This window comes from Kitasatospora sp. GAS1066B (assembly GCF_041262605.1).
Classification (GTDB): domain Bacteria; phylum Actinomycetota; class Actinomycetes; order Streptomycetales; family Streptomycetaceae; genus Kitasatospora.
On record NZ_JBGCCO010000009.1, the window covers coordinates 232,678 to 252,862 of the forward strand.

The window sequence follows — 20,185 nt, forward strand, 5'->3', positions numbered from 1 at the left end:
TCAAGGAGCCTCCCGCGTGAGTGCCAACCCCCTTGCCGCCGTCATCGTGCTCGCCGCCGGTGAGGGCTCCCGGATGAAGTCCAAGGCACTGCCCAAGGTGCTGCACCCGATCTGTGGCCGGAGCCTGCTGGGACACGTGGTGACCGCCGCCGAGGAGCTGGCGCCGGAGCACCTGGTGGTGGTGATCGGGCACATGAAGGAGCAGGTCGCGGCCCACCTGGCCGACGCCCATCCGCAGGTGCACTCGGTGGTGCAGGAGGAGCAGCGCGGCACCGGGCACGCCGCCCGGGTCGCCCTGGAGGCGCTGGCCGTCGACGGGATCACGCTGGACGGCACGGTGATCGTCACCTACGGGGACGCCCCGCTGCTGTCCGCTGCCACCCTGCGTGAGCTGGCCGGGCGGCACGCCGCCGAGGGCAACGGCGTCACCGTGCTGACCGCCGAGGTGCCCGACCCGCGCGGCTACGGGCGGATCCTGCGCGATCCGGCGGGCGGCGCGGTCACCGGCATCGTCGAGCACAAGGACGCCGACCCGGTCCAGCTCGCGATCACCGAGATCAACTCCGGTGTCTACGCCTTCGACGGCAAGCTGCTGGCCGAGGCGCTGACCCGGATCGGCACGGACAACACGCAGGGCGAGGAGTACCTGACCGACACCCTGGAGATCCTGCGCTCGGCCGGGCACCGGGTGGGCGCGCTGGTGGCCGCCGACCACCGCGAGATCGTCGGCATCAACGACCGGGTCCAGCTCGCCGAGGCCCGCCGGCTGCTCAACGACCGGCTGCTGGAGACGGCGATGCGGGCCGGGGTCACCGTGGTCGACCCGGCCAGCACCTGGATCGACGCGCAGGTGAGCTACGAGCCGGACGCCGTGGTGCTGCCCGGCACCCAGCTGCACGGCGCCACCCACCTCGGCGCGGGCTGCCAGGTGGGCCCGCACTGCACGCTGACCGACACCGTGGTCGGCGCCGGCGCGACGCTGACCAACGCGGTGGTCGAGCAGGCCGAGATCGGTGCCCGCGCCACCGTCGGCCCGTTCGCCTACCTGCGCGGCGGCGTGGTGCTCGGCGAGAAGGGCAAGGTCGGCACCTTCGTCGAGGTCAAGAAGTCGAGCATCGGGGCCGGCGCCAAGGTGCCGCACCTCTCCTACATGGGCGACGCCACCATCGGCGAGGGCGCCAACGTGGGCGCGGCCTGCGTGACCGCCAACTGGGACGGGGTGAACAAGAACCCCACCGTGATCGGTGCGCACGCCCGGGTCGGCACCGACAACATGCTCATCGCCCCGGTCACCATCGGTGACGGCGCCTACACCGGTGCCGGCTCGGTGATCACCAACGACGTGCCCCCGGGCGCGCTCGGCGTGAACCGCGCACAGCAGCGCAACATCGAGGGCTGGGTGGCGCGCAAGCGCCCCGGCACTGCTTCCGACGAGGCGGCGGCGGCCGCGCTGGCCAAGGCGGCGGCCGAGGCCCCGGAGGCCTGAGCCGCCTGGAGTGGCGAGCCGCACAGGTCCCGGGCCGGGTCCTTCGCGAGCGGGCGCGTAACCTGGTGTACATACGTGCGCCGTGGGGCTGTAGCCCGTGCCGAGGCGTACCCATTCCCTCGTCGACCACCGGCCCGGGCGGCTCCTGCCGTCCGGGTGCGGCGCGGCGACCATGCGGCAGCAACACGAGGAGACGGTGCAGTGAGCGGGATCACGACGTCGGGTGAGAAGAAACTGAAGCTCTTCTCCGGCCGTGCCCACCCTGAGCTGGCGAAGGAGGTGGCCGCGGCGCTGGGCACCGAGCTCGTCCCGACCAAGGCCTTCGAATTCGCCAATGGCGAGATCTACGTCCGCTTCCTGGACTCCGCCCGAGGGGCGGACTGCTTTGTGATGCAGAGCCACACGGCTCCCATCAACCAGTGGATCATGGAACAGCTGATCATGATCGACGCGCTGAAGCGGGCCTCGGCCAAGAGCATCACCGCGATCCTGCCGTTCTACGGCTACGCCCGCCAGGACAAGAAGCACCTGGGCCGCGAGCCGATCTCGGCCCGGCTGATCGCCGACCTGCTGGCGCAGGCCGGCGCCGACCGGATCATGGCGGTCGACCTGCACACCGCGCAGATCCAGGGCTTCTTCGACGGCCCGGTGGACCACCTGTTCGCCCTGCCGCTGCTGGCCGACTACGTGGGTCAGAAGGTCGCCAGCGACAAGCTCACCATCGTCTCGCCGGACGCCGGCCGGGTGAAGGTGGCCGACCAGTGGTGCGACCGGCTGGACGCCCCGCTGGCGATCATCCACAAGCGCCGCGACATGAGCCAGGCCAACACCATCCTCTCCGCCGAGGTGGTCGGTGACGTCAAGGGCCGGGTCTGCGTCCTGGTCGACGACATGATCGACACCGCCGGCACGATCTGCGCCGCCGCCGACGCGCTCTTCGACGCCGGCGCCGCCGACGTCATCGTGGCGGCCACCCACGGCGTGCTCTCCGGCCCGGCCGCCGACCGGCTGAAGAACTCGCGGGTCAGCGAGTTCGTCTTCACCAACACGCTGCCCTGCCCGGCCGAGCTCCAGCTGGACAAGGTCACCACCCTCTCGATCGCCCCGTCGATCGCCGCCGCGATCCGCGAGGTCTTCGAGCAGGGCTCGGTCACCTCGCTCTTCGAGGGCGTGCACTGAACCGTCGGGCGGTGCCCCGCTGACGCCGTGTCAAGTCCGAACGGCACGGCCTGAACGGTACGGCCCGATCGGCCCCGTCGCTGCTGAGCGACGGGGCCGATTTCACGGTTGACGAGGGGTGCGGTTAGACTCGTGAGACTGCTCGGCGAGGGAAGCCGTGCGCCTTCGGGCGCTTGCTCCGTGATCGACGCGCTGGATCTATATCCGCCGAGCTGCCCCAATGTTCTTGAGGGTGTGGTCTCGGCGGTTTTTCGCTTTCTGCACCCGTTTCACTCCAGGAGTGCAGCATGTCCGAGATCCGCCTTGCCGCCGAGCCCCGCAACGAGTTCGGCAAGGGTGCCGCCCGTCGCGCCCGTCGCGCCGGCTTCGTCCCCGGTGTCGTCTACGGCCACGGCCTCACCCCGGTTCACCTGAACCTGCCGAGCCACGCGCTGATGATGGCCCTGAAGACCCCGAACGCCCTGCTCGTCGTCCCGATCGAGGGCAAGGACGAGTTCGTGCTGCCGAAGGCCGTCCAGCGCGAGGCCATCAAGCGCACCATCGAGCACGTCGACCTGCTGCTGGTCAAGCGCGGCGAGAAGGTCAACGTCGAGATCCCGGTGCTCGTCGAGGGCGAGCTGGCCCCCGGCGGCAACCTGGTCGAGCACGTGCTGAACTCGCTGCCGATCGAGGCCGAGGCCACCCACCTGCCCGAGTCGGTCACCGTCTCGGTCGAGGGCCTGGAGGCCGGCGCCTCCATCACCGCCGGCGACATCGCGCTGCCGAAGGGCACCACCCTGGCCGTCGAGGCCGACACCGTCGTGGTGCAGGTCATCGCCGCCCAGGCCGCTCCGGTCGAGGAGGAGGCCTCCGAGGAGGCCGCCGCCGAGGCCTGAGCCTTGCGGTAGTCCGTATCTTCAGCGCTGCCCCGACTTCCCGTGTGGGAGTCGGGGCAGCGCTGCGTTCGCGCGATGATGTGGTCGTAACAGGAGGAGTGGGAGATGAGCGACGAGTACACCGGCCCCTGGCTGGTGGTGGGCCTGGGCAACCCCGGCGAGGGCTACGCCCGCAACCGGCACAACATCGGCTTCATGGTGGTCGACCTGCTGGCCCAGCGGATCGGCGCGAAGTTCAAGGCGCACAAGAGCCGGGCCCAGGTGGCCGAGGGGCGGCTGGTCGGGCAGCGGGTGGTGCTGGCCAAGCCGATGACCTTCATGAACCTCTCGGGCGGCCCGGTCACCGCGCTGCGCGACTTCTACAAGGCCCCCGCCTCGGCCGTGGTGGCGATCCACGACGAGCTGGACATCGACTACGCGACGCTGCGGCTCAAGCTCGGCGGCGGCGACAACGGCCACAACGGGCTCAAGTCGATCACCAAGTCGCTCGGCCCGGACTACTACCGGGTGCGCTGCGGGATCGGCCGCCCGCCGGGCCGGATGGAGGTCGCCGACTTCGTGCTCAAGGACTTCTCGTCCGCCGAACGCAAGGAGCTGGACTGGTTCGTGGACCGCTCGGCGGACGCGGTCGAGGCACTGCTGACGGAAGGTCTGGAGCGCGCCCAGGGCACCTACAACACCTGAGAGCCCGCTGGACGATTCCTGAGTGTCCGTCAATCACCGCTGCACGCATGACAGGCAGGGCAACAGTCGTACAACTCTTCCCCGCGGGCACCGTTCGGGGGCCGGAAGGCCGCAGCCGATCGGATACGGTTCACCGGAACTCGGGAAGATGGGGGCGCTGGTGGGCGCGGGCTTGGGTACGGCACGGGTGGCCGGTACGTGGATGGTGGCGGTTGCGGGGCTGCTGGGTGGCGCCGGGTTCGCCTTTGGCGCTGAGCCGAGCGGCTCGCCGGCCCCGTCGGTGAGCGCGTTCCCCTGGCCGATACCGGGCCCCGGCGCCGGCGCGTCGGCCTCGGCCCCCGGGGCACCGCAGACCGGCACGGCGACGCCCAGCGCGAGCCCCTCGCCCACCGCGACGTCCAGCCCCAGTCCCAGCTGCCCGCCGCTGCCGAGCGCGAGCGCCGACCCGTCGCCGAGCGCCACGGCCTCGCCGACGGCCACGCCGTCGCCGACCGTCGCCCCGCTGCCCAGCGGCTGCCCCACGCCGACGCCGACCCCCACGCCGACGGCCACCCGCACCAGGGTGTACTCCTACGGCGGTTCGCACGCCGGCGGCCGGGTCCGCCCGGCCCGGCCTGCCACCGACCCCACCGCGCTGGACGCCCAACTGGTCGACGTCCAGCCGCCGGCCCCCTCGCCCGTCCCGACCCCGATCGCCGTGCCGAACGCGCTCTCCGGGGCCTTCATCTCCACCCTCGGCAGCAACGCCGGCATACCGGCGGTGGCCGGCGGCGTGGCGGTCGCGGCCGGCGGTGGCGCCCTGTGGCTGCTCAAGCGCCGCCGGGGCGAGAAGCACTCCTGAGCGGCAGCCGAGCGGCGAGATACGGATACGGATGGGGCCCGCACGCCTGGACGGCGTGCGGGCCCCTTCCTCGTCCGGTCGTCAGCCGGTGTTGCGCAGCCCGGCGGCGATGCCGTTGACGGTCAGCAGCAGGGCCCGGGCCCGCAGCGGGTCCTCGGGGCGACCCGCGGAGACCTCCTCGCGCTGCCGGCGCAGCAGCGCGACCTGCAGGTAGGAGATCGGGTCGAGGTAGGCGTCGCGGACCGTGAAGGTCTGCTTGAGCACCGGGTTGTGCTCCAGCAGCTCGTTCTCGCCGGTCAGCCGCAGCACCTCGCGCAGGGTCAGGTCGTGCTCGGCGGTGATCTGGTCGAAGACGTGCTGCAGCTCGCCGGGGACCAGCTGCTCGACGTAGTGGCGGGCGATCCGCAGGTCGGTCTTGGCCAGCGTCATCGCGACGTTGGACAGGAAGTTGCGGAAGAAGTGCCACTTGCCGTACATCTCCGGCAGCACGTCGCCCAGGCCCGCCGCGCGGGCGGCGGCCAGGCCCGAGCCGACCCCGTACCAGCCGGGGACGATCTGCCGGGACTGGGTCCAGCCGAAGACCCACGGGATGGCCCGCAGACCGTCCAGGCCGGCCCCGGAGTCGGGGCGGCGGGACGGGCGCGAGCCCAGGTGCAGCGAGGCGAGCTGGTCGACCGGGGTGGCGGCGAAGAAGTACTTCGGCAGGTCCTCCTGCTCCACCAGGGTCCGGTAGGCGGTGTGCGCGGCCTCGGAGACGGTGTCCATCGCGGCGTCCCAGCGGGCCAGCTCCTCGGGGGCCTGGCGCGGGGAGGTGTGCATCGCCGAGGCGGCCAGCGTGGCGGAGAGGGTGAGCTCCAGGTTCTCCCGGGCCAGCGAGGGCAGCAGGTACTTGTCGGAGATCACCTCGCCCTGCTCGGTCACCTTGATCTCGCCCTCCAGGGTGCCCCAGGGCTGGGCCAGGATCGCCTCGTGCGAGGGGCCGCCGCCGCGGCCCACGGTGCCGCCGCGGCCGTGGAACAGGCGCAGCCGGATGCCGTAGCGGTGGGCCACGTCGCGCAGCCGGCGCTGGGCCCGGTGGATCTCCCACTGCGAGGTGGTGATGCCGCCGAACTTGGAGGAGTCGGAGTAGCCGAGCATGACCTCCTGGATGTCCCCGCGCAGCGAGACCAGCAGCCGGTAGGAGGGGTCGGAGAGCATCTCCTCCAGGATCCGGTCGGCCTGCTGCAGCTCGTCGGTGGTCTCCAGCAGCGGCACGATGCCGATCCTGGCCACCCCGGCGTGCAGGTCGATCAGGCCGGCCTCGCGAGCCAGCACGGCGGCGGCGAAGACGTCGTCGGCACCCTGGCACATCGAGATGATGTAGCTCTCGACGATCTCGTCGCCGAACCGCTCGAAGCCCTCGCGGATGGTGGTGAAGACGCCCAGCGTCTTGGTCCCCGCGGCGTCCAGCGGCGCCGGGGTGGGGGCCAGCGGGCGGCGCGAGCGCAGCTCCTTGGCGAGCAGCTTCTGGCGGTACTCGCGCGGCATGTCGTTGTAGCGCCAGGCCTCCTCACCGAGCCGGTCGAAGAGCTGGCCGAGCGCGTGGTGGTGCGCCTCGGCGTGCTCGCGCACGTCCATGGTGGCCAGCTGCAGGCCGAACGCCTCGACGGTGCGGATCGCCCGGGCCAGGCGCCCGTCGGCGATCAGCTCGCCGCGGTGCGAGCGCAGCGAGTCCTGGATCAGCTTGAGGTCGGTGATCAGCTCGCGGGTGCCGAGGTAGTCGCGGCCGGGCAGGTGCGGGGTGCCGGCAGCCAGCCGCTCGCGGGTGTTCTCCAGCTTGAGCCGCACGCAGGTGGCCTTGAGCCGGTAGGGCTCCTCGGCGTTCATCCGCTTGTAGCGCGGGCTCAGTTCGGGCAGCACCTTGAGGTCCGCCTCCAGCGAGGCGAGCAGGTCCTCCGAGGCGCCGGCCAGCCGGACCGAGGTGGAGAGCGTGTTGCGCAGGTCGTCGACGGTGTCCAGGGCGTCCTTGATGCCGTACTCGTGCTGCAGGTTGAGCACGTCCCAGGTGACCTGCGGGGTGACGTTCGGGTTGCCGTCCCGGTCGCCGCCGATCCAGGTGCCGAAGGTCAGCGGCCGCACCCCGTCGGGCAGCGCGACGCCGACCCTGGCCAGCTCCTCGTGCAGCTCCTCCAGCACCTCGGGGACGGCCTCGCGGTACAGCTCGTCCAGGTAGTAGACGGCGTTGCGGGCCTCGTCGGTGGGCTCGGGGCGGGCGATCCGCAGCTCGTCGGTCTGCCAGAGCAGGTCGATCACCTCGGCCAGGCGGCGGTCGGCCGAGCGCTTGGCCGAGGTCACCCGGGCCGAGTCGGTGGGCGAGATGCCGGCGGCCGCGTGCTCGCGGTGGATGCGCTCCAGCAGCTCGCCGATCCGGCGCAGCTTGTTCAGCACGCTGCGGCGGGCCGCCTCGGTGGGGTGCGCGGTGAAGACCGGCCGGACCGCCAGGTGGGCCAGGGTGTCGGCGAGGTGCTTGGGGTCGGCCTCGACCAGCTGGTCGGCGGTCTGCGCCAGCAGCGAGCCCTCGCGGGCCCGGCGGGCGGCGAACTCGCGGCCGCGGTGCACCTGTTCGGTGACGTTGGCCAGGTGGAAGTAGGTGGAGAAGGCCCGCACCAGCTTGGCCGCGGTCTCCAGGTCGATGTTGCCGAGCAGTTCCGCGGTGGCCTCGCCGTCGGTGCGGCTGAGCAGCCGGACCTGCTCGACCAGGCCGAGCACCTCCGCGCCCTCCTGGCGGACCAGGGTCTCGCCGAGCAGGTCGCCGAGGCGGCGGATGTCCGCGCGCAGGGCGGCGTTGTCGGCGGTCGGGTCGGGCGGCGGCAGTTCGTCGGCCGCACGATTGGTGGCCGCGCGATCAGTTGCTGTGGGATCGGTGGTGAGCGGGCTCGGCTGGTCGGCACTCGGGTGGTCGGCCGAGATGGGGACCGGAGCGGTCACGGCTGGCTCCCTGGGGTGGTGGGTGGGCGGCGGCGGACCGCGCTGTCCGACCGGATCAGCATATGTGTCGCCGCTCGCCGCTCGGTTGAGCCGGTCGCATGTCGGACAGCGCGGTGCGCGGGGGCGGTCGGCACGATGCGGAGGTGACCCGGGCGAACCCGTGACGAGAACTCGGTGGGGCGGCCGGGGGCGCCTCGCTTAGGCTGTCGCCCATGAGCTTGTCGCCTGGGGCGGGCGCGCAGGACCGTGGCTTCTGGTGGTGGGAGCGGCGGCGCAGCGCGCTCTTGGACGCGCTGCTGGCCGCGCTGGCCGCGCTGGAGTGTGCGACGGGCGGCTACAGCCTGGTCCTGGACCGGATGCACCTGGGGACCGGGTTCGCGGTGGCGGCCGCGGTGATCGGCGCGCTCGCCGGGGCCAGCCTGCTGCTGCGGCGGCGGTGGCCGGCGTTGCCGGTGCTGGTCTCGATGGTCCTGGTGCCCGGGCTCTTCGGCATCGTGCTGCTGGTGGTCGCGCTCTACACGCTCAGCTCGACCTGGGCCTGGCCGGCGGGGCGGCGCCGGGTGATGGCGCTCTCCGCGGTGGTCTTCGTGGAGACGCTGGGCATGGTGCTGTTCGCGATGTTCACCACCAAACCGCAGCCGGGCGACCGGTTGCCGGCCAGCTGGGTCTTCGTGCTGCTCTCGGTGCTGGTGGCGGTCGGGCTGACCGTGCCGCCGGTGGTCACCGGCCTCTACATCGGCGCCAGGCGACGGCTGGTCGAGTCGCTCAAGGACCGCGCGCAGGGGCTGGAGGCCGAGCTGGACCTGCTGGCCGAGCGGGCCAGGGAGCGGGCCCGGCGGGCCCGGCTCGAGGAGCGCACCCGGATCGCCCGGGAGATGCACGACGTGGTCGCGCACCGGGTCAGCCTGATGGTGGTGCACGCCGGCGCGCTGGAGCGGATCGTGGCCAGGGACCCGCAGAAGGCGGCGCAGAGCGCCAAGCTGATGGCCGAGACCGGGCGGCAGGCGCTGAACGAGCTGCGCGAGATCCTCGGCGTGCTGCGGATGAACGAGGACACGGCGGCCGAGAACGTGTGCGGGCTCGCCGACCTGGAGCAGCTGGTGGGCCAGTCGAAGGCGGCCGGGATGCGGGTCACCCTCACGGTGAGCGGCGCCCGTCAGCCGTACCGGGGGGAGGCGGAGCAGACCGCCTACCGGGTGGTCCAGGAGGGGCTGACCAACGCGCACAAGCACGCCGGCGGTGCCCAGGTCTCGGTGCTGCTGGCCTACGTGCCCAACGGGGTGCGGGTGGCGGTGGTGAACGAGAGCCCGGTCGGCGGCGAGCAGGTCCGGCTGCCCAGCGGGGGCAACGGGCTGGTCGGCATGGAGGAGCGGGTCCGGGCGCTGGGTGGCAGCTTCCGGGCCGGTCCGGAGCAGGACGGCGGGTTCCGGGTCGAGGCGCTGCTGCCCTCCCGGCTGGCCGAGCGGGCCGACCGGCTGACCGGCTGAGCTGACGGTGGGTCAGTACTCGTCCGCGACCGTGCGCAGCCGTTCGGGGCGGATGCCGAGCAGCAGGGTGGTGACCGCGTGGTCCAGGTCGGCGCCGAGGAACCACTCACCGGTGTGGTCCAGGCTGTAGACCCGGCCGGCCTCGTCGATCGCCAGCACCGCCTGCCCGAAGCGCTCCTCGCCCAGCGGCGCCACCTGGCTGTCCAGCGCGCGCGAGAGGTCGGCCAGGGTGCGCGGCAGGTGCAGCCCGCAGAGCGGGTCGAGCAGGAACGGGGTGCGGGCCACCTCGCGGCCGGCGCCCGACAGGTCGAAGGAGAGCCCGCCGAACTCGGCCCAGGCCTCGATCGCGGCCGGGAAGACCACGTGCGGGACGCCGTCCGGGGCGGGCCGGCCGAGCAGCTGGTCGGCCCACTCCTCGGCGCGCCGGATCTCCCACCGGCCCGGGTGCCAGCCGGCCTGCTTGAGCGCGGCGGCGACCTCGGCGGGGAACCGGGGCTGGGAACGGACCGGGCTCGCGGTCGTTGAGCTGAGCGGGTTCAGGGGGTACTCCGGGCTCGGGGGACAGGGACCTGAGGCCGGGTCAGGCCTGGGCTCGGGGCCCGACCGCGACGCTCTGCACGGTGAAGTGCTCCAGCAGCGGTGCGCAGGAGCGGCACGGTGGCGCGTGGGTGCCGTGGGCCGGATCGTCGGGCTCGCGGATCCGCACCGTGGTCAGCTTGGCGCCCTTGAGCGCCTTGCGGGCCTCGTGCAGGCTGAGCGGCTTCTTCGCGGCGCGTTTGGAGCGGCCGCTCTCGACCGTGCCGAGGTAGTTGGAGAGCAGGACGGCCTCCGGGCAGCGCCCGGTGAACCGCTCCCGGTGCTCCACCGGCAGGCGGGTCAGGAACTCGCCGACCAGCGGGTGCAACTCGGGCTCCTGGTCGGCCTTGCGCCCGGCCAGGGTGTGCACGTCGCCGCCGCGCAGCGAGAGGGCGGCGGCCACCGCGGGCAGCAGGCTGTCCCGGTGGTGGCGCAGCAGCGGCGCGGCCGGTGCGGTGTCGTCCACGGCTGCTCCTCTCTGGTCGACGGCGCGCCTGGTCCGGTCGACGGCGAGCCTGGGGCCAGCCTGCCAAACGTCTCGGACAGTGGATCACCCGGGGGGCGGGCAGGTGTCCTGATGGTCCATCAGGTTCACGGATCATTCACAAATCGCGCTGGAGGGTCCGGTTTTCCCGGGCGGCCGGGCCAGGGGACGGCCCGCAGCGTCGACCCCATACCCTGGTGCCTAGCTACATCGGCTTCAGCAGGGGGCACCCAGATGACGACAGGTCGGCCCGGCCTCGCTGCCGCGCCCAACGCGGCCTACGCGGGACAGGTGGTCCACTTTCCCGACCCGGTGCGAGCCGCCAGGTACCCCGAGGGGGTGCGGGTGGACGCCCAGGGCTACCCGGACTTCGGTCCGTACGCCAAGGCCGCCGCCGAGGTCGCCGACCCGCCCGCGGGTTTCGGCGTGGACGAGCTGCGGCTGACCGACTACGTCTCGGCCAACGCCGCGCTGTTCAGCCAGGGCCACGAGCTGTGGGCCGATCAGGAGGTCGCCGTGGCCACCCCGCCCGGCTGGACCTGGCACCACGCGGTGGGCCGCGCGGCGCCCGGCTGGCGGCGGATGGAGCTGGTGCCGGTCGAGGTCAAGGCACTGCTGCGGCACCACGGCGGCCTGGCCACCTCGGCCGCCGACCACTCCCGGCGCGGCACCCGGCCGCTGCAGGAGAGCAAGGCCGCGCACTTCTCGCTCTCCAAGGAGGGCGGCAGCCCGCTGAGCGTCGGCGAGGACCTGGTGCAGGCCGCCGAGGAGAAGCTCGGCTACCGGCTGCCCGGCCCGTACCGCGGCTTCCTCAAGCTGGCCGGCGGGCACGCCCCGGTCGGCGTGGCGCTGGACACCGAGCTCGGCCTGCTGCTCGACCAGCCCTTCCTGACCCTCGGTGAGGAGTACGGGATCGAGGACCTGGTCTATGCCAACAAGTGCCTGCGCGACCATCTGACCAAGGACTACCTGGGCATCGCGTACGCCCAGGGCGGCATCCTCGCGCTCAAGGTGCGCGGCGAGGAGCTCGGTTCGGTCTGGTTCTGCCTCTACGACGACGCCCGCGACAACGGTGCGCCGGAGGAGCCGACCGATCGGGTGCGACGGCTGCTGCTGCGCTGCGGCGACACCTTCGACGACTTCCTGCTCCGGCTGGCCGGCAGTCCGCCGGAGCTGGAGACGGTGGCGGAGCTGATGGTGGACGGCGGGTTCGCCCGCGCGGTGCCGGTGTCGTGAGGCATGCGGCGAGCGGTACCGGTATGGGTGTGACAGCGGTGGCGGACAGGGCGGAGGCGGTCCCGGCATGATGACGTACGCGCAGGCGCAGGACCTGGCGGCGGAGTGGATCAACGGCGGGGTGCCGCCCTTCCAGCAGCGCGAGGTGCGGGTGCGGGAGTTCGACCTCGGCTTCGTCTGCTGGGCGGAGGACCGGGACGGCGGGCCCTCCTCGGACGGCGGTGCGGTCAAGCTGGTGATCGCCCGGGACACCGGGGCGAGCACGCTCTGGCCCGCGCTGCCGGCCAACGAGGTGGTCCGGCGCTACGAGGAGGCCTACGGGCGCCCGGCCGGCGCGACCCCGTCCGGGCTGGCCAAGCCGATGCCCGGACCGGTCGAGGCGACCTCCTTCCTGCTCAGCCCGCCGCAGTGGGTGCTGGACGCCGGAGCGGCGGCGCTGGCGGCCGAGGCCGAGCAGCTGGGTGCGGCGCCGGTCGTTCCCGCGCCTGCCGCGCCTGCCGCGCCTGCCGCGCCTGTTGCGCCGGCCGCGTCGCCGGTGACGCCCGAGCCCGCTCGGCTGACGGCTCCGCCGATCTCCGACCGCCCGGCCGGGGACGCGCCCAGCATGCTCGCCCCGCCGCCCAGTTGGGAGCTGGCGGAGCACGGCGAGGAGCAGGAGTCGGCCCCGCAGACCCCGCCGGACGCGCTGACCGTCCGGATGCCGCCGCCCGCGCGGCCCGTCGCCGACACACCGCAGGCGCCGGCCACGGCCACGCCGCCGCCGGCCCCCGCGCCGGTGGCGCCGCCCGCCCCCGCCGCGCCGGTGGGTGGGTACGCGCCGACCATGCTCGCCGCCGACGGCCCGCCCGGACTGATGGGTCTGCCCGGCGCGCCCGCTCCGGCTCCCGCCGCGCCGCCCGTCGCCCCGCCGCCGGCCACGCCGTCGCCCCAGAGCCAGGGGCAGGGGCAGGGCGTCGCGTACGCGCCGACCATGCTCTCCTCGGACGGCCCGCCCGGGTTGATGGGTCTGCCGGGCGCGCCCGGTGCCCCCGGCGGGCCGATGCCGCCGTCCGCCGGTGGCGGCCGTGGCGAGGGCAGCGCCCCGCCGCCGCCCGCGCCGCCCGGTCTGCGTGGCGGGCCTGCCCAGGGCGGTGCCCCCGTGCCGCCGCCCGCGGCGGGCGGCCGTGGTGCGGGCAGTGCGCCGCCCCCGCCGCCGCCCGGCGGTCTGCTGCACCAGGGTGGCGGTGGCGAGCCGCACGCCGCCCCGGCCGGCCGGGGCGCCAGCAGCGCGCCGCCGCCCCCGCCGCCGGTGGGTCTGCGCGGCGAGCCCGGCGCCGACGAGCTGGCCTCCGCCGCGACCAGCAAGGCGCCCGCGCCGCAGCGTGCGCCGCAGAGCGGCGGTGTCGCGCAGGCCGCGACCCAATTGGCCTCCGCCCTCCCGGGCGCTCCGGGCGGTCCGGGGTTCCCCGCCGCGCCCGTGCCCGGTGCCGCCGCGCCGGTCCCGGGGCTCCCGCCGCAGGGCGCGCCGGTCCCGCCGGGCGTGCCCACCGTCGGGCCCGGCTACCTGGCCGTGCTCAGCTACCGCGCCCCCGACGGCTCCGAGCAGAAGGTGATGCAGCGCAGCGAGCCCGGCACGCCGCACCCGGAGTGGAAGATCCTGCAAGAGCTGCGCCGCCTGGGCGTGCCGGCCGAGCAGGTGCTGGAGCTGCACACCGAGCTGGAGTGCTGCGACCTGCCGGGCGGCTACTGCGCGCGGCTGGTCGCCTCCTCCTGGCCGAACGTCCGGATCACCCACACGGCCGGGTACGGTCGCGAGCACCAGGCCCGCCAGGCCGGCATGGCCCACCTGCTCAACCATCTGGACGAGCTGCACCAGCTGGCGGCGGGCCCGCGCCGCCCGCGCCCGGTCCGGGTGCCGCTGCCGGCACCCGGGAGCGTCCCGCCCCGGCCGCCGGTGCCGCCACAGCAGCTCGGCGCCGAGCTCGCGCAGTTCTTCGGCCAGGGCGTGTTCCGCTACGAGCAGCGGGCGGTCTCCCGTGCGGGCGTGCCCGAAGTGGTCGCGCAGACCCTGGTCTGGGCCGGTCTGCCGACCAGCTTCGGGCCGTTCTTCTGGGCGCACGCCCCCAAGGACCGGCCGATCCCGACCCTGGCCGAGCTGGCCGCCGAGCGCGGCCGGCCGGCCGCGGCCGACGCGGGCGGTTACCTGGTGCTCGGCAACGACTACGGACGCCAGCTCTGTGTGCAGTACGGCACAGCGGCCGTGGTCGCGGTGGACCTGGAAGGAACCGGAGAGGCCCCGCGCTTCGTCAACAGTGGTGTGCCGGAGTTCGTCCGGTCGCTCGCCCTGCTCGGTCGGATGTGGCCGTTGCGCTACGGCCTGACCCCGGATCAGGCCGGGCGCTGGACCGCCGACTTCCAGGCCGAGTTGGCCGCGCTCGACCCGGCGGCCCTCCAGGCGCCCGACACCTGGTGGGCGGTCCTCCTCGAGCAGTTCTGGGACGGCCTGCTCTAGCCGCTGTGCGGCTGGGGCCGGGGCAGCACGCGGGTGCCGCCCCGGCCGGCGGTGTCGCTTCCTTGGGCTTTACGAATGATCTGCGCAAAATAGGTCAAGAGGACCGCAGCTAGCGAGCACACGATCGAGCCCAGCCAGGCACCGCGCCCAGCCGGCCACTGAGGGGAAGACAGTAGATGAGCGACGCCATCCCGTCGTACGGCTTCACCGCTGCCCGGAAGGGATACGCGCCCGAGCAGGTCGACCGCTCGCTGGCGGCGCTGACCGCCCAGCGGGACCACGCCTGGCACCGGCTGAGCCGGCTCGGCGCCCAGATCCGCGAGCTGGAGGCCGCGCTGGCCGCCGCCCAGCAGGCCGCCGCCGAGGCGCCCGAGCCGGACTACAGCACGCTCAGCGAGCAGGCCGGCGACCTGATGGCGATCGCCGACAACGAGACCCGGCAGATCCGTGAGAAGGCCGAGCGGTTCGCCGTGCAGAGCCGTGACGCGGTCGCCGAGGCCGGCCGGACCCAGCACGCCGAGGCCACCGCCTACGCCACCGCCACCCGCGCGGAGGCCGACGAGGCCGCCCGTCGGACCGAGGTGAGCACCCGCGCCGAGGCCGAGAAGCAGCGCGCCGCCGCCGACCGGGACGCCCGCGCGATCCAGGACGCCGCCACCGCCGAGGCCGCCCGGATCCGGGTCGCCGCCGCCGAGGCGGGCGAGCAGGCCGAGGCCGAGCTGGCCGAGCGGCACCGCGCCGCCGACGAGCGGTTCGCCGCCGAGGAGGCCGCCGCGGCCGCCGCGGACGCCAAGATCTCGCTGGTCGCCGACAGCCGCCTCAAGGAGGCCGAGCAGCGCCGGGAGACCACGCTCGGCGTGATCAAGCAGATCGACACCGACGCCCAGGCCAAGGCCGACCAGCTGATCGAGGCGGCCCGCCGCGAGGCCGAGCAGATCAACGCGCGCACCGCGGCCGAGCGGGCCGAGTTCGAGAAGCGCCTGGAGACGGTGCAGACGCACCTGGACCACATCAAGGGCACGCTGGCCTCGCTCACCGGCAAGGCGGTCGGCATGATCGAGCCGGGCGAGGCGTCCGCCGCACCCGCGCCCGCCGCACCCGCGCCCGCTGCATTCGCGCCCGCCGGGCCCGCGCCCGCCGCACCCGCGCCGGACTCGGAGGCCGAGACCGGCGAGGTCCCGCTGCCGGCCGCCTCCGAGACGGTCCCCGCCGAGTCGGCCGGTGCCGACCAGCCGACCACCGTGCTGCGGATGCCGTCCGGGCCGCTCGAGGCGCCGGCCGCCGCGGCCCAGCCCCAGGCCGACCCGCGCACCGCCCTGCGCGCGGCGGGTGCCGCCCAGCCGCCGGTCCCGCCCCGCCCGGCCACCCCGCCCCCGGTGGCCGCCGCCACCGACCCGGCGGCGGAGACCACGCTGATGCCACGGATCGAGGACGCGCGGCCGACCGAGGGCGCACCGCGCGCCGAGGACGAGACCGCGATCATCCCGAAGATCGTCATCATCGACGACGAGGTCAGCCTGGACTCGCTGCCCAACACGGTGCGACGTCGGCGCACCTGAGGGCTTGGACCTGACGCGGCGTCAGGGTTCGGTGGCGTGCCCGTGGCGGGTGCCTGCGAAAGGGGCTCCGGGCGGCCCGAAGATCACCGGAAAGACCAGCCGGCCAGGACCCGTGGCGCCCTCCAGGAAAGGGCGCCACGACTCCCGACGGTCGGGCGGGTGCCCCCACCCAGGGTCACCCGGCCTCGCACCCCGACCCCCATCGGAGTGCGTGCGGCCCACCAGTCCATCCCCCACGGTTGGAGCGGCGGGCACGTGATCCATCCTGCGCGCTGTCCATGGACTTCCAGTGACAGGAGTATGTCCACTTCTTGACAATCGGCCACTGCGTCCGAACGCATGGTCATCGCCGCCCCTCCGACCGTCATGTGCATGGTCGTGGCTGGCCGCCGTCCGGTCGGCCGCTCGGCGTACTCTGGGAGCCTGACCCGGCCCCTGCGTACCCGCGTGCCGGGCCCATCAAGCTGCCCGGCGGCAGGAACAGGTTCCGCCACCGGGCGCTCCGCCTGGACGCAACGGGACGAAGAGACTCCATGAGCCTGATCGGTTTGCTCGATGTCGTGGTCCGCGACACCGCCCTCGCCGAGGCGATCGAGGCGGCGGCCGGCGGCCACCGCCCTCATCTCGACCTGGTCGGCCCGCCCGCCGCACGGCCGTTCGCCATCGCGGCGCTGGCCCGCTCGCTGGCCGCGGGGGCCGGCGAGCGGGGCCGGCCGGTGCTGGCGGTGACGGCGACCGGCCGGGAGGCCGAGGACCTGGCCGCCAGCCTGCGCTCGCTGCTGCCGCCGGACGCGGTGGCGGAGTTCCCGGCCTGGGAGACGCTGCCGCACGAGCGGCTCTCGCCGCGCTCGGACACGGTCGGCCGCCGGCTCGCGGTGCTGCGCCGGATCGTCCACCCGAGGGCGGACGATCCGGCCGCCGGTCCGGTGCAGGTGGTCGTGGCGCCGGTGCGTTCCGTGCTCCAGCCGCAGGTCAAGGGGCTGGCCGAGCTGGAGCCGGTGGCGCTGCGCGGCGGCGAGTCGGCGGACCTGGGCGAGATCGCGAAGCGGCTGTCCGCCGCCGCCTACGCCAGGGTCGAACTGGTCGAGAAGCGCGGCGAGTTCGCCGTGCGCGGCGGCATCCTGGACGTCTTCCCGCCGACCGAGGAACACCCGCTGCGGGTGGAGTTCTGGGGCGACGACGTCGAGGAGATCCGCTACTTCAAGGTGGCCGACCAGCGTTCGCTGGAGATCGCCGAGCACGGCCTGTGGGCGCCGCCCTGCCGGGAGTTGCTGTTGACCGATCAGGTGCGCGCCCGCGCCGCCGAGTTGGCCGTGGCGCACCCCGAGCTGGCCGAGATCCTGGACAAGATCGCCGAGGGGATCGCGGTCGAGGGCATGGAGTCGCTGGCCCCGGTGCTGGTGGACGACATGGAGCTGCTGCTGGACGTGCTGCCGTCCGGCTCGGTCGCGGTGGTCTGCGACCCGGAGCGGGTCCGCACCCGGGCCGCCGACCTGGTGGCGACCAGTCAGGAGTTCCTGCACGCCTCCTGGGCGGCCGCGGCCGCCGGTGGCGACCGGCCGATCGACGTCGAGCAGATCGACGTCTCGGCCGCCTCGCTGCGCTCGCTGGCCGAGGTGCGCGAGCACGCCGCCGAGATCGGACTGTCCTGGTGGTCGGTCAGCCCGTTCGCGACCAGTGACGCGGATGTCAGCTCCGTCCTGGAGTTCGACGTCAACACGCTGACCCTGGGCATGCACGCCGTCGAGGCCTACCGCGGTGACACCGCGCGGGCGATCGCCGACGCCAAGGAGCGGCTGGCCGCCGACTGGCGGGTCGTCATGGTGACCGAGGGCCAAGGGCCGGCCGCCCGGCTGGCCGAGGTGCTCGGCAACGAGGGCATCGCCGCCCGGCTGGTCCCCGACCTGACCGAGCCGCCCACCCGCGACGTCGTCTACGTCTGCTGCGGCTCGATCGAGCACGGTTTCGTGGACCAGGCGCTCAAGCTGACCGTGATCACCGAGACCGACCTGTCCGGCCAGCGCTCCTCCACCAAGGACATGCGCCGGATGCCGTCCCGGCGCCGCAACGCGATCGACCCGCTGGCGCTGGCCGCCGGCGACTACGTGGTGCACGAGGCGCACGGGGTGGGCCGCTACGTCGAGATGGTCCAGCGCACCGTGCAGGGCGCCACCCGGGAGTACCTGGTGCTGGAGTACGCGCCGGCCAAGCGCGGCCACCCCGGCGACCGGCTCTTCGTGCCGACCGACCAGCTCGACCAGGTGACCAAGTACGTCGGCGGCGAGGCCCCGACCCTGCACCGGCTCGGCGGCGCGGACTGGGCGAAGACCAAGCAGCGGGCCAAGAAGGCGGTGCGCGAGATCGCGGCCGACCTGATCAAGCTCTACTCGGCCCGGATGGCGGCCCCCGGCCACACCTTCGGCCCGGACACCCCGTGGCAGCGCGAGCTGGAGGACGCCTTCCCGTACGCGGAGACGCCCGACCAGCTGACCACCATCGCCGAGGTCAAGGCCGACATGGAGAAGTCGGTGCCGATGGACCGGCTGATCTGCGGCGACGTCGGATACGGGAAGACCGAGATCGCCGTGCGAGCCGCTTTCAAGGCGGTGCAGGACGGCAAGCAGGTGGCCGTACTGGTGCCCACCACGCTGCTGGTGCAGCAGCACTTCTCCACCTTCGCCGAGCGGTACGCCAACTTCCCCGTGGTGGTCAAGGCACTGTCGCGGTTCCAGAGCGACAGCGAGGCGAAGGCGGTCCTGGAGGGCCTGCGCGAGGGTTCGGTGGACGTGGTGATCGGCACCCACCGGCTCTTCTCCGCCGAGACGAGGTTCAAGGACCTCGGCCTGGTCATCGTGGACGAGGAGCAGCGGTTCGGCGTCGAGCACAAGGAGCAGTTGAAGAAGCTGCGGGCCAACGTCGACGTGCTGACCATGTCGGCGACCCCGATCCCGCGCACCCTGGAGATGGCGGTCACCGGCATCCGCGAGATGTCGACGATCACCACGCCGCCGGAGGAGCGCCACCCGGTGCTGACCTTCGTCGGACCGTACGACGAGAAGCAGATCTCGGCCGCGATCCGGCGTGAACTGCTGCGCGAGGGCCAGGTCTTCTACATCCACAACCGGGTCGAGTCGATCGACAAGGCGGCCGCCCGGCTGAAGGACCTGGTGCCCGAAGCCCGGATCGCCACCGCGCACGGGCAGATGGGGGAGACCCACCTGGAGAAGGTGGTGGTCGACTTCTGGGAGAAGGAGTTCGACGTGCTGGTCTCCACCACGATCGTGGAGTCGGGCATCGACATCTCCAACGCCAACACGCTGATCGTGGAGCGCGGCGACACCTTCGGCCTCTCCCAGCTCCACCAGCTGCGCGGGCGGGTCGGGCGTGGCCGGGAACGCGGCTACGCCTACATGCTCTACCCGCCGGAGAAGCCGCTCACCGAGACCGCGCACGAGCGACTGGCCACCATCGCCCAGCACACCGAGATGGGCGCGGGCATGTACGTCGCGATGAAGGACCTGGAGATCCGCGGCGCGGGCAACCTGCTCGGCGGCGAGCAGTCCGGGCACATCGCGGGCGTCGGCTTCGACCTCTACATGCGGATGGTCGGCGAGGCGGTGGCCGAGTTCCGCGAGTCGCTGGCGAGCGGCGGCGAGGCGGAGGAGGAGCCACTGGAGGTGAAGATCGAGCTGCCGGTGGACGCCCACGTGCCGCACGACTACGCCCCCGGCGAGCGGCTGCGGCTGCAGGCCTACCGTTCGATCGCCGCGGTCAACGCGGAGGCCGACATCGACCAGGTGCGGGCCGAGTTGACGGACCGTTACGGCAAGCTGCCCGAGCCGGTGGAGAACCTGCTCCTGGTGGCGGCGCTGCGGCTGTACGCCCGGCGCTGTGGGGTCGCGGACATCACCCTGCAGGGCGCCAACGTGCGGTTCGGGCCGGTGGAGCTGCGCGAGTCGCAGACCTTGCGGCTGAACCGGCTCTACCCGCGCAGCCAGGTGAAGGCGGCCAGCTCGCAGGTGCTGGTGCCGCGGCCGACGACCGCGCGGATCGGTGGGAAGCCGGTGGTCGGGCGGGAGTTGCTGGCCTGGTGCGGGACCTTCCTGAGCACCATGTTCGAGGAGCTGGCGGCGGCGAAGAAGGCGTAGTTCCGGTAGCCCCGCTGGCTGCGGGGGGGGGGGGGGGGGGGGGGGGGGGGGGGGGGGGGGGGGGGGGGGGGGGCCCTGGGCGCCCAGCGCGACCTGGAGGGTGTTGTTGGCAGCGTTGGGGTCGAACGCCAGCTTGGCGCTGGGGTCCTCGCTGCTCACCAGGGAGATCTGG

Annotated in this window: 14 protein-coding genes; 10 read left to right on the top strand and 4 right to left on the bottom strand. The window is 73.7% G+C overall.

Going from position 1 to position 20,185, the window contains the following annotated elements; translation table 11 throughout:
* Nucleotides 1–16 precede the first annotated feature (16 nt).
* The 4 genes from glmU to pth all read left to right on the top strand — a co-directional run bounded on the left by glmU (nucleotide 17) and on the right by pth (nucleotide 4,224).
* Complete coding sequence (glmU, locus tag ABH937_RS12975) at nucleotides 17–1,486, top strand: bifunctional UDP-N-acetylglucosamine diphosphorylase/glucosamine-1-phosphate N-acetyltransferase GlmU (protein ID WP_280687953.1); 1,470 nt, start codon at nucleotides 17–19, stop codon at nucleotides 1,484–1,486.
* Between the two features lie 201 nt (nucleotides 1,487–1,687).
* Nucleotides 1,688–2,665, top strand: coding sequence for a ribose-phosphate diphosphokinase (locus ABH937_RS12980; protein WP_280687952.1), 978 nt, complete (start codon nucleotides 1,688–1,690; stop codon nucleotides 2,663–2,665).
* A gap of 287 nt (nucleotides 2,666–2,952) precedes the next feature.
* Nucleotides 2,953–3,540 carry a 50S ribosomal protein L25/general stress protein Ctc gene (locus ABH937_RS12985; protein ID WP_280687950.1) on the top strand — a complete coding sequence of 196 codons (588 nt, stop codon included), beginning with the start codon at nucleotides 2,953–2,955 and terminating at the stop codon, nucleotides 3,538–3,540.
* A 105-nt stretch (nucleotides 3,541–3,645) separates the two neighbouring features.
* Entirely contained in the window at nucleotides 3,646–4,224 is a 579-nt protein-coding gene (gene pth / locus ABH937_RS12990) for an aminoacyl-tRNA hydrolase (RefSeq protein ID WP_280687948.1), read from the top strand.
* Between the two features lie 33 nt (nucleotides 4,225–4,257).
* Here pth and ABH937_RS12995 read toward each other — a convergent pair whose 3' ends face one another.
* A complete protein-coding gene (locus tag ABH937_RS12995) occupies nucleotides 4,258–4,776 on the bottom strand; it encodes a hypothetical protein (protein WP_280687946.1) in 519 nt (172 codons plus the stop codon).
* A 10-nt stretch (nucleotides 4,777–4,786) separates the two neighbouring features.
* On the opposite strand from ABH937_RS12995, the gene ABH937_RS13000 reads away from it, so the two are divergent.
* Complete coding sequence (locus tag ABH937_RS13000) at nucleotides 4,787–5,065, top strand: hypothetical protein (RefSeq protein WP_280687944.1); 279 nt, start codon at nucleotides 4,787–4,789, stop codon at nucleotides 5,063–5,065.
* A gap of 81 nt (nucleotides 5,066–5,146) precedes the next feature.
* Here ABH937_RS13000 and ppc read toward each other — a convergent pair whose 3' ends face one another.
* Complete coding sequence (ppc, locus tag ABH937_RS13005) at nucleotides 5,147–7,918, bottom strand: phosphoenolpyruvate carboxylase (protein ID WP_370218267.1); 2,772 nt, start codon at nucleotides 7,916–7,918, stop codon at nucleotides 5,147–5,149.
* Between the two features lie 326 nt (nucleotides 7,919–8,244).
* Between ppc and ABH937_RS13010 the strand changes: the two genes are divergently transcribed.
* Nucleotides 8,245–9,519: a sensor histidine kinase gene (locus ABH937_RS13010; protein WP_280687943.1), complete on the top strand. Its 1,275-nt coding sequence runs from the start codon at nucleotides 8,245–8,247 to the stop codon at nucleotides 9,517–9,519.
* 12 nt (nucleotides 9,520–9,531) lie between these two features.
* On the opposite strand, the gene ABH937_RS13015 is transcribed toward ABH937_RS13010, so the two are convergent.
* Nucleotides 9,532–10,059 (bottom strand): SUKH-3 domain-containing protein, encoded by a 528-nt coding sequence (locus tag ABH937_RS13015; RefSeq protein WP_280688053.1) that lies wholly within the window; start codon nucleotides 10,057–10,059, stop codon nucleotides 9,532–9,534.
* 40 nt (nucleotides 10,060–10,099) lie between these two features.
* A complete protein-coding gene (locus ABH937_RS13020; protein ID WP_280687941.1) occupies nucleotides 10,100–10,561 on the bottom strand; it encodes a YwqJ-related putative deaminase in 462 nt (153 codons plus the stop codon).
* 252 nt (nucleotides 10,562–10,813) lie between these two features.
* Here ABH937_RS13020 and ABH937_RS13025 point away from each other — a divergent pair, with 252 nt between their 5' ends.
* The 4 genes from ABH937_RS13025 (at nucleotide 10,814) to mfd (ending at nucleotide 20,013) form a co-directional block, all read left to right on the top strand.
* The gene (locus ABH937_RS13025) at nucleotides 10,814–11,815 is read left to right on the top strand and encodes an HNH endonuclease (protein WP_280687939.1); all 1,002 of its coding nucleotides are present in this window, start codon (nucleotides 10,814–10,816) and stop codon (nucleotides 11,813–11,815) included.
* A gap of 67 nt (nucleotides 11,816–11,882) precedes the next feature.
* Nucleotides 11,883–14,306: an SUKH-4 family immunity protein gene (locus tag ABH937_RS13030; protein WP_370218259.1), complete on the top strand. Its 2,424-nt coding sequence runs from the start codon at nucleotides 11,883–11,885 to the stop codon at nucleotides 14,304–14,306.
* Nucleotides 14,307–14,482: 176 nt separating this feature from the next.
* Nucleotides 14,483–15,865, top strand: coding sequence for a hypothetical protein (locus tag ABH937_RS13035; RefSeq protein WP_370218260.1), 1,383 nt, complete (start codon nucleotides 14,483–14,485; stop codon nucleotides 15,863–15,865).
* A gap of 533 nt (nucleotides 15,866–16,398) precedes the next feature.
* Nucleotides 16,399–20,013 (top strand): transcription-repair coupling factor, encoded by a 3,615-nt coding sequence (gene mfd / locus ABH937_RS13040; protein ID WP_370218261.1) that lies wholly within the window; start codon nucleotides 16,399–16,401, stop codon nucleotides 20,011–20,013.
* Nucleotides 20,014–20,185: the final 172 nt, after the last annotated feature.